General features: G+C 38.8%; 20 protein-coding genes. 9 read left to right on the forward strand and 11 right to left on the reverse strand.

Annotated features, from left to right (window positions below):
- Window positions 1-40: 40 nt before the first annotated feature.
- Complete coding sequence (gene prfB, locus FZ945_RS05115) at window positions 41-1,141, forward strand: peptide chain release factor 2 (protein ID WP_103640127.1); 1,101 nt, start codon at window positions 41-43, stop codon at window positions 1,139-1,141.
- Between the two features lie 72 nt (window positions 1,142-1,213).
- Window positions 1,214-1,450: a hypothetical protein gene (locus tag FZ945_RS05120; protein ID WP_021085456.1), complete on the forward strand. Its 237-nt coding sequence runs from the start codon at window positions 1,214-1,216 to the stop codon at window positions 1,448-1,450.
- Between the two features lie 96 nt (window positions 1,451-1,546).
- Here FZ945_RS05120 and FZ945_RS05125 read toward each other — a convergent pair whose 3' ends face one another.
- A complete protein-coding gene (locus FZ945_RS05125) occupies window positions 1,547-2,098 on the reverse strand; it encodes a tetratricopeptide repeat protein (protein ID WP_148802980.1) in 552 nt (183 codons plus the stop codon).
- Between the two features lie 77 nt (window positions 2,099-2,175).
- On the opposite strand from FZ945_RS05125, the gene FZ945_RS05130 reads away from it, so the two are divergent.
- The 4 genes from FZ945_RS05130 to FZ945_RS05145 are packed head-to-tail and all read left to right on the forward strand — an operon-like array spanning window position 2,176 to window position 5,136.
- The gene (locus FZ945_RS05130; RefSeq protein WP_103620644.1) at window positions 2,176-2,493 is read left to right on the forward strand and encodes a type II secretion system protein; all 318 of its coding nucleotides are present in this window, start codon (window positions 2,176-2,178) and stop codon (window positions 2,491-2,493) included.
- Window positions 2,490-3,830, forward strand: coding sequence for a dihydrolipoyl dehydrogenase family protein (locus FZ945_RS05135; protein WP_148802982.1), 1,341 nt, complete (start codon window positions 2,490-2,492; stop codon window positions 3,828-3,830). Before FZ945_RS05130 ends, FZ945_RS05135 begins: the two co-directional genes overlap by 4 nt.
- Window positions 3,831-3,840: 10 nt before the next feature.
- Window positions 3,841-4,500, forward strand: coding sequence for a tetratricopeptide repeat protein (locus FZ945_RS05140; RefSeq protein WP_148802984.1), 660 nt, complete (start codon window positions 3,841-3,843; stop codon window positions 4,498-4,500).
- 12 nt (window positions 4,501-4,512) lie between these two features.
- Window positions 4,513-5,136: a tetratricopeptide repeat protein gene (locus FZ945_RS05145; RefSeq protein ID WP_103575803.1), complete on the forward strand. Its 624-nt coding sequence runs from the start codon at window positions 4,513-4,515 to the stop codon at window positions 5,134-5,136.
- Window positions 5,137-5,180: 44 nt separating this feature from the next.
- Here FZ945_RS05145 and FZ945_RS05150 read toward each other — a convergent pair whose 3' ends face one another.
- The 8 genes from FZ945_RS05150 to FZ945_RS05185 form a co-directional block, all read right to left on the reverse strand.
- Window positions 5,181-5,495, reverse strand: coding sequence for a winged helix-turn-helix domain-containing protein (locus FZ945_RS05150; RefSeq protein ID WP_187424163.1), 315 nt, complete (start codon window positions 5,493-5,495; stop codon window positions 5,181-5,183).
- A 284-nt stretch (window positions 5,496-5,779) separates the two neighbouring features.
- Entirely contained in the window at window positions 5,780-6,316 is a 537-nt protein-coding gene (locus FZ945_RS05155; RefSeq protein ID WP_148802988.1) for a hypothetical protein, read from the reverse strand.
- A complete protein-coding gene (locus FZ945_RS05160) occupies window positions 6,309-6,830 on the reverse strand; it encodes a PilN family protein (protein ID WP_148802990.1) in 522 nt (173 codons plus the stop codon). The genes FZ945_RS05155 and FZ945_RS05160 overlap by 8 nt, the downstream gene beginning before the upstream one ends.
- The gene (locus FZ945_RS05165) at window positions 6,827-7,831 is read right to left on the reverse strand and encodes a DUF8341 domain-containing protein (protein WP_148802992.1); all 1,005 of its coding nucleotides are present in this window, start codon (window positions 7,829-7,831) and stop codon (window positions 6,827-6,829) included. The genes FZ945_RS05160 and FZ945_RS05165 overlap by 4 nt, the downstream gene beginning before the upstream one ends.
- A gap of 60 nt (window positions 7,832-7,891) precedes the next feature.
- On the reverse strand, window positions 7,892-8,338 hold the full coding sequence (locus FZ945_RS05170) for a hypothetical protein (protein ID WP_148802994.1): 447 nt from the start codon (window positions 8,336-8,338) through the stop codon (window positions 7,892-7,894).
- On the reverse strand, window positions 8,328-9,107 hold the full coding sequence (locus FZ945_RS05175; protein ID WP_148802996.1) for a lysophospholipid acyltransferase family protein: 780 nt from the start codon (window positions 9,105-9,107) through the stop codon (window positions 8,328-8,330). Before FZ945_RS05175 ends, FZ945_RS05170 begins: the two co-directional genes overlap by 11 nt.
- A complete protein-coding gene (gene miaB / locus FZ945_RS05180) occupies window positions 9,088-10,389 on the reverse strand; it encodes a tRNA (N6-isopentenyl adenosine(37)-C2)-methylthiotransferase MiaB (RefSeq protein ID WP_148802998.1) in 1,302 nt (433 codons plus the stop codon). The genes FZ945_RS05175 and miaB overlap by 20 nt, the downstream gene beginning before the upstream one ends.
- Window positions 10,389-10,631 (reverse strand): HP0268 family nuclease, encoded by a 243-nt coding sequence (locus FZ945_RS05185; protein WP_002941786.1) that lies wholly within the window; start codon window positions 10,629-10,631, stop codon window positions 10,389-10,391. Before FZ945_RS05185 ends, miaB begins: the two co-directional genes overlap by 1 nt.
- A gap of 172 nt (window positions 10,632-10,803) precedes the next feature.
- On the opposite strand from FZ945_RS05185, the gene nusA reads away from it, so the two are divergent.
- The gene (gene nusA / locus FZ945_RS05190; RefSeq protein ID WP_148803000.1) at window positions 10,804-11,907 is read left to right on the forward strand and encodes a transcription termination factor NusA; all 1,104 of its coding nucleotides are present in this window, start codon (window positions 10,804-10,806) and stop codon (window positions 11,905-11,907) included.
- Window positions 11,907-12,386, forward strand: coding sequence for a GNAT family N-acetyltransferase (locus FZ945_RS05195; RefSeq protein WP_148803002.1), 480 nt, complete (start codon window positions 11,907-11,909; stop codon window positions 12,384-12,386). Before nusA ends, FZ945_RS05195 begins: the two co-directional genes overlap by 1 nt.
- A gap of 67 nt (window positions 12,387-12,453) precedes the next feature.
- Here FZ945_RS05195 and FZ945_RS05200 read toward each other — a convergent pair whose 3' ends face one another.
- Window positions 12,454-13,044, reverse strand: coding sequence for an outer membrane beta-barrel protein (locus tag FZ945_RS05200; protein WP_148803004.1), 591 nt, complete (start codon window positions 13,042-13,044; stop codon window positions 12,454-12,456).
- A 160-nt stretch (window positions 13,045-13,204) separates the two neighbouring features.
- Between FZ945_RS05200 and FZ945_RS05205 the strand changes: the two genes are divergently transcribed.
- Window positions 13,205-13,417, forward strand: a complete 213-nt coding sequence (locus tag FZ945_RS05205; RefSeq protein ID WP_002941953.1) for a transcriptional regulator — start codon at window positions 13,205-13,207, stop codon at window positions 13,415-13,417.
- Window positions 13,418-13,475: 58 nt separating this feature from the next.
- On the opposite strand, the gene FZ945_RS05210 is transcribed toward FZ945_RS05205, so the two are convergent.
- On the reverse strand, window positions 13,476-13,946 hold the full coding sequence (locus FZ945_RS05210; protein WP_148803006.1) for a hypothetical protein: 471 nt from the start codon (window positions 13,944-13,946) through the stop codon (window positions 13,476-13,478).
- Window positions 13,947-13,998 lie beyond the last annotated feature (52 nt).

Below are 13,998 nucleotides of genomic sequence, written 5' to 3' on the forward strand. Positions count from 1 at the left end.
AACTTTTGGCTAAAATCGGCAAAAATTTATGGAGAAAAACTTGGATAGTTACGAATACAACGAGCTTTTAAAGAAGCTACAAACAAAAGTTGAAAACATAGGCTCTATCGTAAAGCCTGACGAGATAAAAGCTAGGCTAAAAGAGATCGAGGCTATAGAGCAAGACCCTGACTTTTGGCAAGATATCGCAAGAGCTGGGGCATTAAATAAAGAAAAGACAAAAATTTCAAACATGCTTGCTAAATTTAGCGACGCTCACCAAGCAGTTAGCGACGCAAAGGAGCTCTTTGAGCTAGCAAATTCTGAAAATGATGAGGAGACTATAAATTCTTTATTTGAAGATGCTAAAAATTTAGATGAAAAGATAGTAAATTTAGAAATTTCTATGCTTTTAAGTGGCGAAGACGACGGCAAAAACGCGATCGTATCGATCCACCCAGGAGCTGGCGGCACTGAGAGCAACGACTGGGCGAGCATGCTTTATAGGATGTATCTTAGATTTTGCGAGCGTGAGGGTTTTAAGGTCGAGACTCTAGACTTTCAAGAGGGCGAAGAGGCTGGACTAAAGGATGTGAGTTTTATTGTAAAGGGTGAAAACGCCTATGGATATTTCAAAGCAGAAAATGGCATCCATAGGCTCGTTCGCACAAGCCCATTTGACAGCGCAGGACGTCGCCACACGAGCTTTTCTAGTGTCATGGTAAGCCCTGAAGTAGATGACGATATCGAGATCGAGATCGAAGAGAAAGATCTGAAGATAGACACTTATAGAGCTAGTGGCGCGGGCGGTCAGCACGTAAATAAAACGGAGTCGGCCATCCGTATCACGCACATACCAACTGGCATCGTCGTGCAGTGCCAAAATGACCGCAGTCAGCATAAAAACAGAGCCACAGCGATGAAGATGCTAAAGTCACGTCTTTACGAGCTTGAGCTGATGAAGCAACAAGAGGCTAGCAACAGCGTCGAAAAGAGTGAGATCGGCTGGGGTCATCAGATAAGATCGTATGTGCTTTTCCCATACCAGCAGGTCAAAGACAACCGCAGTGGCGAGGCATACTCACAAACTGATGCGATACTTGATGGAGATATCAAAAAGATGATAGAGGGCGTCTTAATCGCTCAAAAGGCTGAGGCGTAGGAGCTAAAATATAGCTAGCTGTTAAATTTATGCGTTAAAATGCTATAATCACAAAAAACAAAAAGGAAGAGAATGCCAAAATTAGACGAAGCCAAAGAGCGCTTGGGCATGCTAAAATTTTGGCTCGGAATTTTTGTTACAATATTGGTTGGTCTTATTAGCTGGATTTTTACACACTACAAAGACTATGCTGATAAGCTAGAATTTTATAGTGTTTGCATGTGTGCAGCTCTTTTATTGATTTTGATATTACTTGGCAATGCAAAGTCTAAAAAGATATTAAAAGAGATAAAAGATTTAAAGAAATAAAGGATAAAAATGGGAATTTTTGTATCTGTTCTTATGATAGCAAGTGTGATTTTGATTGGATATTCAGCTCTAAATTCTGTTGAAACTAATTAAGAGCTAAAATTTCATCTCTTTTAGCTTTGTGCATGCCTCTTCTTTGCCTTTAAAGCAAGCCTCGTCAAGATAAATTCTAGCTTTTTTATAGTCATTTTTACCAAGATATATAAGCCCTAGATCGTAGCTAGCTTCACTTGAACCAAGGCTTGTGGCTTTTTCGTAAAAATATATCGCTTTTTCTAAATTTTTATTGACCCCAAGGCCGTACTCATAGATATATCCAGCGCTTCTTAGTCCATCTATATTGCCATATCTGCCAGCTGTCTCAAACCAAAAAAGTGCCCTTAAGATATCTTTGCTAAAGCCTTTGCCGTCACGAAAACAAACGCCAGTTTGCTGCATGGCTAGGACATTGCCATCTTTTGCGTAGTCGTAAAATCTCTTGCAAGCCTTTGGGTAGTTGCCCTCGTTATATAAGTAGATGGCGTCTGCTATTTGCTCTACTTCAGGATCAAGTGGTGGCTCGCTAAGACCTAAATTTTGCGAAATTTGCTCTGCCGAACAGCCCCAAAATAGCAAAATGCTAAATAGAAAAATGATAAATTTTTTCATATTTGTCCTTGAAAATTTAGGCGATTTTATCGAATTTTATCTTATAATGATCGCAAATTTAAGCAAAAAGGAACGATATGGATCATAACGCACTTTTGACACAGCTTGGCTACAACGTAGATGAAACGACCACTGAGCATATGCGTAGAATTTTAAATAACACTGACGGCCTTTTGCCAAAGAGTGTGATCGAGCTAAACGATCATCTAAAGCCGCACCTTTGCTTTGTAGCGATGAGCGGGAGCGAGGATAGGTTAAAGATAAAAAACGTTGCGACCGTCAAAGAGATAAAAGAGAGAGTTGATGAGATCATCAAAAGCTGGGCAAATAAATACAAAATGGATATCAAAAAGATAAACGAAACTACATACTACATAATAGGAAAAATTAAATGAAATATGACATTGTTATTATTGGATTTGGTAAGGCTGGCAAAACACTAGCTGTAAAGGCTGCTGCGCTTGGCAAAAAGGTCGCGCTAATCGAGAGATCGCCAAAGATGTATGGAGGCACTTGCATAAACGTGGGCTGCATACCGACAAAACGCCTAATCACAGCTTCAAAAGAGGCGATATATGCAGACAATAGCGTTGAAAACGAGTATTACACGCTTAGCATCGAAAACAAAAATAAGCTAATCTCAGCTTTAAATTCTAAAAACTACGCGATGCTAAATGATAAAGAAAATATAGACGTGATCGATGGTGTCGGCTCGTTTAAAGATAAAAATAGCGTCTTAGTTACAACCTCAAACGGCGAGCAAAAAGTCGTTGAAGGCGAGTTTATCATCATAAACACTGGCTCAAAAGAGGCGTATGCACCATTTGAGATAACAAACTCAAACGTCTTTTCAAGCAAAACTTTGCTAGATCTAAAAAATATGCCAAAGCATCTTGTCATCGTTGGCAGCGGCTTCATCGGCATCGAGTTTGCATCGATGTTTGCAAATTTTGGCTCAAAAGTGACCATCGTTGGACGCTCACCACTGCTAAAAAACGAAGATGAAGACATAGCTAAAAGCGTAAAAGATGCGCTAAACGTGCAGGGCATCGAAATTTTAGAGGGCTGCGAGATAGAGAGCCTAAAAGATAATGCGCTAAATTTCAAACAAGATGGTGAAGATAGGATCATCAAGGCAGATGCGTTCTTGGTGGCGCTTGGCAGAGTGGCAAATTTAGATGATCTAAATTTAAAAGAAGCTGGCGTCGAGCTAAATGAAAAAGGCTTTATAAAGACAAATGAGCGCCTTCAAACAAATGTGTCAAACATCTACGCAGTGGGCGACGTGCGTGGCGGAGAGCTTTTTACTTACACTAGCTTGGATGATTTTAGAATAGTTTTCTCGCAAATTTTTGGCGATAAAAAACGCACCACACAAAACAGAAGCATCCACGCAAATGTGCTATTTACCGACACTCCACTAGCAAGAGTTGGCGTAAATGCAAAAGAAGCTAGCAAGCTTGGGCTAAATTTCAAGGAGCTAAAGCTTAGCATGGCGGCAGTGCCAGGAGCAAAGGTGCTAAATCACGATGTGGGCATGCTTAAAGCTATCGTTGAAGCAAGTAGCGGCGAGATCTTGGGGGCGAGCTTTCACTGCATATACGCAAATGAGCTCATAAATGAGATCGCCATCGCTATGAATTTAAAAGCAAATGCAAATTTCTTTAAAAACCAAATTTTCACTCACCCAAGCATCAGTGAAGCGCTAAATGACTTGTTTGGACAATTTTAAAAGGACAAAAATGAAAAAATATTTACTACTTTTAACTGCTCTATTTTTTACAGGCTGCTTAAATGTCATCGGCATCGGCGAGACGCCAAGACAAGACGACACATGGCAGCAACCAAAAGATGAAAAAGTAGTGCAAAGCAAAGAGGAAATTTCAAAAAATGCGATAGAAATTTTAACTCCAAAGTGCGAGAACGGCGATGCTGAAGCTTGCAACGACTTGGGCGTAAATTTTGAGCTTATGAAAGAGTATGACAATGCTTACGCAAACTACAAAAAGGCTTGCGATGCGAAAGTGCAGCTTGCTTGCTCAAACCTTGGCACGCTCTATGAAAACGGTCTTGGCGTAAAAAAAGATCCAAAAAAAGCGGTCGAAATTTACAAAGATAGCTGCAACAGTGGCGGTGTGCAAGCTTGCTATCATCTAGGCAATGCCTACCGCAAGGGCGAGATCGTCAAACAAGACTACTACCTAGCGATGGAGGCCTACACAAACGCTTGCAACGCCGGAGATCTGCCAAGCTGCGCAAATATCGGTGCGATGTATGAGCTAGGGCTTGGCATGAACAAGGATGAAAAGAGAGCTTATGGAATTTACAAAGTCGCTTGCTTTCGCGGTCTAAACAAGGCGTGCCCACAGATGAAAAGACTAGGCGCAAAGCTTGGCATGTGAGTAGGAAAATAAGTGAAAAAAGTTTTAAATTTTGGGCTTATCGTAGCTGCTAGCTTTATGCTAAGTGGCTGCTGGTCGTGGCAAAAGATGGTAAGCTTTGGCTTTTGGCAAAGTGATGAGGAGGCTAGGGCGGAGCGTCTTGAGCTTGAAAAAGAGAAGATGGTGCAAAACTGCGAGAGCGGAAATAGCATCGACTGTAACAACCTAGCTGTAAATTTTAGCAACGAAAAGGACTTCGTAAAGGCAAAAGGCTACTATGAAAAGGCTTGCAACGCTGGGCTTGCGACTGCTTGCTCAAATTTAGGTCAAATTTATGAGCAAGGGCTAGTTGATGAGCAAAAAGATATCGAAAAGGCTCTAAAGCTTTATAAACTAGCTTGCGATAGTGGCGACGGCGTTGGCTGCTACAACGAGGCAATGGGACTAAAGTCATACATCGAAAGCGAAAATTTAAAAACTCATAAGATAGATAGAACCAAGGCTGAGGCTAGAGTTTTAAAGCTTTTGGCAAAGAGCTGCGAGCTTGAGTATGCGCAGTCGTGCTTCTTGCTTGCAAAGCTAAGCGGCGATGAAACGAAGGCAGACGCACTTTATAAAAGAGCCTGCCAACTTGGCAAATGCGTGGATAAAAAGTAAGAATTTGTGTAGCTTAAATTTATAAAAGCTACACAAAGTTAAATTTAGTTTGATCCGCTAAGTCTATATCCCATGCCTGAGATGTTTTTGATGAGGTCGGCGTCAGTTTTTGCTCTTATCTTTTTGATAGTCATTCTAAGTGCTTCGTTACTCATCGACTTCTCACTCCAGACATAGTTTTCTATCACTTCATAATTTACAACTTTTTCTATATTACTCACAAGTAAAAAGAAGAGTTTTGCCTCGTTTTTTGGCATCTGCACCTCTTCACCATTTTTAAAAAGCTGTTTGCTTGTCATATCGTATTCATAAATTTCTTTAAATTTGATCCTATTTTCAAAAAGATCTTTTGTTGCCATCATGTTCGTGATTTGAAGCTCTCTTTAATGGTGGTTACATGTCTAAGTATATAGTGATATCAGCCTCACCTATCGAGTAAGAGTATGACATGGCTTGGTGTGATATTTTGACTTAGAAGCTTTTTGTATAGTTTTACAACCTTGCTTTGTGCGCCAGTATCTGCGTGTAAGAGCTTGTTTGGCACCTTGCAACATGGTGGTGGCTCTAGCTGGTTTTTATATCCATGCCTTTGTTAAGGGCACAGCAATTTTAAATTTGATGCGGAGAAATTTATTAAACTTGGTTACTTTAACCCAAAAACTTTTATGTTAAAGGTCGTGTGTATCTTGTCGTTTTCGCCTTTCATGACAATAGGAAATTCGGCTTTTATGATGCTATCGTAGCTGCTAAGTGCGTCTAAAAAGTCATAAAATTTCTGCGGGGTTTTTAGTGAGCTAGTGACGTTTAGGCGGTATCTAAAGAACTTCTCAGTTGCATTATTTTCGCCTTCTTCTATCTTACTAAGGCTTACCTCGCTAAAAAATTGCGATGCGAAATTTATAAATTTATCCTTATCAAAAGCTGTATCATAGGCCAAGATGATAGCACCATCTTTTTGTCTTGTCACTTCAAGCGCTTTAAATTTAGCTTCAAATTCGTTTTTTACCTTCGTGTATGATGAGGTTTGCGAGTAGTTTTGTCTTGAGAGACTTTTAAATTCTTTTATATTTGGCACGATAAAGCCAAATATCATTATGAAGCAAACTATGATAAAAGCAAATATAAAAAGTAAAAGCTTTACAGGGTCGATTTTTTCTAAGCTTGTATCTTTTTTACTCATTATATCCCTCAGAATTATCAATCTTATTTGTGCTTATAAAGCCGTACCAGCCGTTTTTGCTCTGATAAAAGCTAGTGTTTGATGTGGTGAAAATCGACCTTAGTGGTGATGCTAAGAGCTGGTTAAAGACATCTTTTGTAGGCGTTATGCCGCGGATGATGAGCGAGTTTTTATCCATAAAGACCTCTTCAAGCGTGATGCTATCAGGCACAAGGTCAAAAAGATTGTGCAAGCTTTGCTTTAGGATAGAATTTGACGTGAAAATATCATTTGCCGAGTCTATCTGCACGCCAAGTCTGGCTGAAATTTCATCAGTATCAACTATTTTTTGACTAAGCTCTTTTTGCTCATTTGCTAGAAATTCTATATTTTTCTTGGTTGAGTAGTTTTTATAAACGATAAAGAAATTTGCCACCAAAAGCACCACAAAAACAAAACCTATGAGCGTTAGCCAAAGCTTACTAAAGATAGATAGAAGCGGTCTTGGTTCTGGAGTGATGAAGCTAAATTTCATAATGTTATCTCTTCTTGCATGATCTCATTCATGATGTGATTTGTGTTGATCGGATAGCTTGATGTCTCCACAAATAGCTCTGATTGCAGGTATTGTAAAAAGGTCGCGCTTGTTTTTGTGTTTTCAAAAACGATGATCTGCTCGATAAAATCGCCACCGTAGATCGGATTTTCATAAAATTCTTTCATAGCCTTTGCAATGTAGTCAAACATCTTCATATCGCGCCCAAAGATCGCTACTGATTTTTCGACATTTGTCGAAGCTGGCATGTTTAGCTCGTAGTTTAGATCTTCAAATTCTTTTGGCTTATCATCGCTTAAGAAATCATCCAAACTCTTAAAATCATCAAGCGCCGTTGCACCATCTTCTTCTTTGACGATAAGGTTGTCGATGTCTGTTATATCCTCTTCTTTTAGGCTCTCGATCTCTTCGTTGCCCTCTTCAGCGTCACTCATATTTAAAAATGTAGAGAGCTTCATCTGCTTGTCTTTAAATATCGCAAGTGCAAAAGAGTGCGAGTGAATGTAGAGATATAGCGTGGTTTTAGGTGAAATTCCACGCTTTAAAAGCTCGTGAAAGAGCAGGGCGATAGGTGAGTAGATAAGATCGACGCTGCCTTGCCCAAAGAGGTTTTTATATCTTCTTATAGAGTTTAAATTTGCATATATGCTCCAGCTATCTTGCATCACAAGGCTGGTTAAATTTTGCGTGTTTATGCTAAATTTTTTGTACTCGTCAAAGTTAGCAGTAGGCAGCGCACCTTGCGAGTCGTCGTTAAAAAAGACAGAAATATAGACGCCAAAGTAGCTCTTTTCTTGCTCTTCTATGTATTTTATGACCTTTTCATCGACATTTTCGATGTTTATGTCTGTAAATTTAGCATTTGTGGTTTTTATAAGCTTGCCATTTCTAAAAACCTGACCGTAGAAAATGCACTCATTGCCCTCGATCACGACGCTTAAGAAAAGGTTTGAAAAAAGCTTTTTGATGCTAAAAGACATAACTCTCCTAAATTTAGTGCATTATTTTTGATATGTTAGCTAAAAAGGGATTAAATAAGTTTAAAACAGCTCGTTTTTTAGTTTTACAAACGCCTCTTTCATCTTCAGAGCTTCGCTTTTTAGGCCATCATCAAGCAAAGCAGAATTTCTTAAGCTTTCAAAATCCTCTATCATCACATCACACATCATTTTGATGCGCTCATTATCAGCCTTACTAACGCCACTTTGGCTCATTTTTTTGATGCGCTCTAAATACTCTTTGCCGTTTTTTATGTATGAGCTAAATTTTATCGCTGCCTTGCTTTGATTAAGCGTGGTGGCGGCCATTTTGTTGTAGATGTCTAGATCAAGGGCTTTTTGGCTTAAATTTAGAGCCTTTTCATACTCTTTACTCTTGTAGTAAAATTTCGCTTCAAGAGCGAGTTTATAGGAGTTGTCGCTGTAAAAAAATAGCCCAAATAAAGCTACTATGAAAATGGCTATAAAGATAGAAATTTTATTTTTCATAAATTTCGTCCAAAATTTCTCTTATCTCGTCGCTTATTTGCGGATTTTTATGCGCATATTTTTTCCACCAAATTTTTAAATTTGACCTAAAGTCCTCTTTGTTTTGTAACACGCTCTTGCCGCCGTCATTTTGTGAGGCTTGCCAAAGCTCGTTTTGTATCTTCTCTTTTGCCTCTTTGTGCTCTAAATTTGCCACACTAAAAGGGGCTGAGAGGCTAAAATTTATAGTTGAAAATGGCTTTGGAAGTATCATCTTATCCCAGCTTTTAAACTCCCAAAACGAGTTTGCTTCGAAATTTAGAGCATAAATTTCGCAAGATGACTTTTGTGCGATCACCGCAGCTCCATCCGCTACGCTGTGTCTTGGTCCGCGTGGGCCATCTGGCGTGATGATGACGTCGTGACCTTGTTTTATCTCTCTTAGGGCCTCTATAAGCGCCCTTGCGCCGCCTTTTGAGCTGCTGCCTCTAATGGTACCGATGCCAAAAAATTTGATTATTTTAGTGATGAGCTCGCCGTCTTTGTGATCGCTTATTATCACCTTACCTTGTTTTCTGTTTTGGCTGCTCCACCAGCGTCTGTAAGCAAAGCTCATAAAGCTAAGTCTGCCGTGCCAAAAGACGACGACGCAGCCATTTTGTGGTAAGAAATTTGGAGTGTAGCTTTTTTTGCAGGTTAGAAAAATGAGCCACATCAAAATGTATATGAAAAAGACGCCAACATTTAGGGCGACCTTTTCAAGGGTGTTTTTAAATTTGCAGCTCGCCATACAAAACCATTCGTTTTGGGTTTGTGATCTTTACTTTTTGCGTAGTGCCAAGAAGCTCTTCGCTGCCATCAACTTGAACTAAAAAGTTGTTAAAACTTCGCCCCGCAACGCCGCCATTTGCCCTTAGCTCTTCAAAATATACATCAAAAATTTTATCTTTTTGTGCCGCCACGATCTCGTCTAAAATTTCGCTGTGGCGATTTTGCAGGCGTGTTAGCCTTTCTGAAGCGGTTTTATCATCTATTTGATTTGTAAAAGTAGCTGCTTTTGTAAGCGGACGAGGCGAATACTTAAAGCTAAAAATTTGCTCAAATCTAACTTGCTCAAGCACGTCCATCGTATCTTCAAATTCATTGTCGCTCTCGCCTGGAAATGCGACGATGATATCAGTTGAGATGCTTACGTCCGGGCACATCTTTCTAAGTTTTAGTGCGCGGTCTAAAAACCACTCTTTTGTGTATCCGCGCTTCATCTCGCGCAAAACTTTGGTGTTTCCGCTTTGAAGTGGCATGTGCATCGACTTGCAAATTTTTGGGTTATTTGTGAAAATTTCAAGAAATTTATCATCCATATGAAGTGGGTGTGGGCTTGTAAATCTTATCCTCTCAACGCCCTCTATCTCGCTTATCTTCACTAACAGGTCGCTAAAATCGATATTTTCTTGCGCGCCTGAAAATCTTTTGCCGTAGTTATTGACATTTTGCCCTAGTAAAAATATCTCTTTTGCGCCGGTGCTTGCAGCCTTTTCTGCCTCTTTTAAGATGAGGCTTGAGGGGATAGAAATTTCATCGCCTCTGGTGTGTGGGACGATGCAGTAGGTGCATTTTTTATCGCAGCCGATCGAGATGTTGATGTGGCTTTTGTATGGCGAGCCTCTAAATTCGCCAAATGCATATTCGCTCTCGTCGTGGTTGATATCGGTTGAGATAAATTTAGGCGTATTTACCGCCTTTGTGATCTTGCTAACATTTCTTGCGCCAAGGACAAAATCAACATAAGGTGCGCGCTTGAAAATTTCACTACCCAAATGGCTTGCAGTGCAGCCGCAAACGCCTATCTTTGCACCTCTTTTTTTGGCTTTTTCAAAGGCTCCGACCTCGCTAAAGAGCTTATGAACTGGCTTTTCTCGAACCGAGCAGGTATTTATAAGGATTAAATCAGCTTCTTCGATGTTTTGTGTTAAGGAGTAGTCTTCTTTTTGTGAGAGCTCGGCTATGATATGCTCGCTGTCACGAACATTCATAGCACAACCTAGAGTTTGGATAAAGAGTTTTTTACTCATTAAAGTATATGCACTTCATACATATAATCGCTATCATCAAGTCCGTATTTCACGGTTCTGTGATAAACGCTTAGCCCTTTTTCTTCAAAGTGCTCGACTAAGGCGATTAGTTGTTTGTGCGTGTTTTCTTTATCAAAATAGAAAATTTTCTGACCCTCTTTTTCGACAGCTGCCTCTATCTTTTCTAGTGAAATCGTTTTTGGTTTTGCGTCTAATTCGGCTCTTGCAAGTTTTAGCTCCATTTTTAATCCTTTCAAAATCTTAAATTTTAATCGGTCAATATACCCAAATCATCATAAAAAAAGGATTAAATAAAAGTTAATAACAAGCTTAAAGTTATTAAAAGTATGGCTTATGTATAATTTCAAAACTTCACGAAAAATCCCCGAAATTTATCGTCACAATGGAGAAAAAATGGAAAGAATTTCAGATATCATCGAGTCAATTGCAAATGAGAAAAATTTAGAGATGGAAGATGTAAAAGAGCGCGTCATAAGAGCCTTGATAAACACTGCAAAAAGGGTTTATGGAGAAAACTATGAGTATGACGTGAGCATCGATGCTAATAAAAATTTAAAGCTTTATCAAAAAATTTCAATCGTAGCAAACGACGATGAGAGGCTTGCTGAAGACAATGAGCACTTTTTAAGCTTAAAAGAGGCTAAAAAGATAGATAGTGGCGTAGAGATCGGCGATGAGCTCACTTACGAGCTAAGCCTTGATAACCTTGGCAGAACCGCAGCTCAAACGCTTCACAAAGAGCTTGAGTATCACATCCAGCGCCTAGTAGAAGAGAAAATTTTACAAAAATATAATGAGATGAGCGGTCACATGGTCTTTGGACCAGTTGTCAGAGTCGATAACGATGAAAACACATTTATTGAGATAGACGAGCTTCGTGCCATCTTACCACGAAAAAATCGCATAAAAGGCGAGAAATTTAGAGTGGGCGATGTGGTAAAAGCGGTCATTAGAAAAGTTTTTACAGATAAAAATTTAGGCATAAAGGTCGAGCTTTCAAGGACTTCACCTAAATTTCTTGAAGCGCTGCTAACTTCAGAGGTGCCTGAGATAAAAGATGGCGGCATCATCATCCAAGGAAGTGCGAGGATTCCTGGAGAAAGGGCTAAAGTAGCACTCATCTCAACCACTCCAAACATCGATCCAGTCGGCGCAACTGTCGGCACAAAGGGCGTTAGGATAAATGCTGTAAGCAAAGAGCTTCATGGTGAGAGCATCGATGCGATTGAATACACCACTGAGCCAGCGATCTTGGTAGCTCGCGCTATGGCACCTGCTATCATCACATCTGTAAAGATCGAAGAAAACAAGGCGATCGTGACACTTGCGAGCGAGCAAAAAAGCAAGGCGATCGGTAAAAATGGCATAAATATCCGCCTTGCAAGCATGCTAACTGGCTATGAGATCGAGCTAAATGAGCTTGGCTCAAAAACTAGCAGCAACGGCGAAAATGGCGAAATGGTTAAAGATCTAAAAGCACTCTTTGGTGATAACTAATGAAATTTCAAATAAGAAAAGCAACGAGAGCTGATATAGACGTGATCTGCGAGCTTGTAAGAGAGCTTGCGAGCTATGAAAAGATGAGCGATCAAGTCACTTTTACAAATGAAATTTTTGCAGACTCCATCTTTAATAAAAATCACGCAAAAGCCCTTATCTGCGAGAGTGAGGGCAGGGCGATAGGATATGCTATCTATTTTTACACATTTTCTACATTTTTAGGGCTTGGCGGAATGTACCTTGAGGACATCTACGTCAAAAAAGAGTTTAGAAATCAAGGCATCGGCAAGGCATTTTTTAAATTTCTAGCTCAAATTTGCAAGGATGAAAATTTAAAAAGGCTTGAGTGGTGCTGCCTAAACTGGAATGAGCCAAGTATCAAATTTTATGAGAGCATGGATGCTAAAAATCAATCTCTTGAGTGGAGAACCTACCGCTTAGACGGCAAAAATTTAGAAAATTTATTAAATTTATAGCTTATTTTAAAAGAATGATAGTTGGCTAAAAGCTCAAATTTGCTTTGAAATTTGAGCTCGCGAATTATTAAAATTTATATGTATATCCCATATAAAGACCGACATTTGTCTCTTTTATTTTTGCATTGTTATATTTTGTTATAGAGCTATATTTTGTTCTATCAGCTTTTAAACCAAACTCAACCGCATTGTTTTCGTTGATAGAGTACTCAGCACCAATTCTTGCACCTAGCATCCAGCCATTTATACTAGCTTTTTCAGAGCCATCATAAATATCAAATACATCCATTTTGAGCTTTGAGTAGCCAGTGTAGCCACCAAGAACTAGTTTAAGATCTTTTGCTACGCTTGGAGTGTAGTCAGCTCCTACTATAAATTTATGTGTTTTCCATTTTACTATTGTGCCATCTTCGTTGCCAAGTGACTTTTTAGCTTGAAAGTCATATATGTAAGCTCCATAAACTCTAGCTACATCAAAGTCATAACCAGCTTTTATGCCAAGACCTGGTTGTGCTTTTTTGACTTTTGATGTGCCTTTGTCGCTTAAGTTTGATCCAAAAGAGTAGTCTCCCTCAACTCCAACAAACGCTCCTTGCGCTAAAGCAGCGGCACTAGCTAGGCTTAAACCTAAAGTAACCTTTAAAACTACATTTTTCATTTTTACTCCTTATTTAAAAAATGTTACACGGTTATTTTAGGTTTTCTTATATTAAATAAAGTTTAAATATTCAATGAAATTAATAAAAAACATAAAATAATTCAATTGTTTTCTTATCAGAATAAAATTTATAAAATCACTCAAAAAGAAGGAGTGTAAAGTGGCTAAGATGACAAAACGTGATATGGCTTATCATTTAGACGTTGATGTCGCAACGCTTTACAACTGGCGAAAACACAAGCCAAACCTTTATCGTATCGTGATGCTTGGGTTTAAATTTGATGAGCTTATCGAGCAGAGCAAAAAAACTTGTAATGAACTTTGTGAATATGAAAATTTGATCAATCAAGATATAGAAAAATTTAGTAAGTGATTTATAAATTTAAAGTGAGATGACGTAAATTTTTAAAAGGTGGTTAGCCCACCTTTTGTTATTTTATCGGAGTTAGTTCTGTATCTTTATGGCTTAGTTTTATTTCCTCGCCTTTTATACATCTTGGGTTTAGCGTTTCTAGTGTTGCTAAGAATTCTGTCGCATTTTCGTCACCTATCTCTCCATATTTTTGTTCACCGTAATAATAAGGTGTCCCTTTTGCTATGCTATTTTTTATAACCTTGTAATCGTCTGATTCTTTTTCGTTAAATTTTTCTAGATCAACTTTTGTATCTTTATCGACTATCAGATAGCCTTTTCCATTTTCTTCTAGTCTTGATTGGTCCTTTATATAGTCGTATTTGGTCGTATAGCTTACCCTTTTATAGACTTTCACTTCACCTTTAAAGTGCTTGATACTACCCATATCAGCTTTGCAAATTTCAGCCAAAGTTGTTGGCTCACCACATCCAGTTAGAGCAAGAGCAAGTGTTGCTGTAATGCCTAAAAAAACGACTTTTGTTTTCATATTTTTCCTTTTTGTATAAGTTAGAAATTTGGATTTTACAAAAAAAAAAAAA

It is taken from the genome of Campylobacter concisus (assembly GCF_902460535.1).
GTDB lineage: Bacteria > Campylobacterota > Campylobacteria > Campylobacterales > Campylobacteraceae > Campylobacter_A > Campylobacter_A concisus_AS.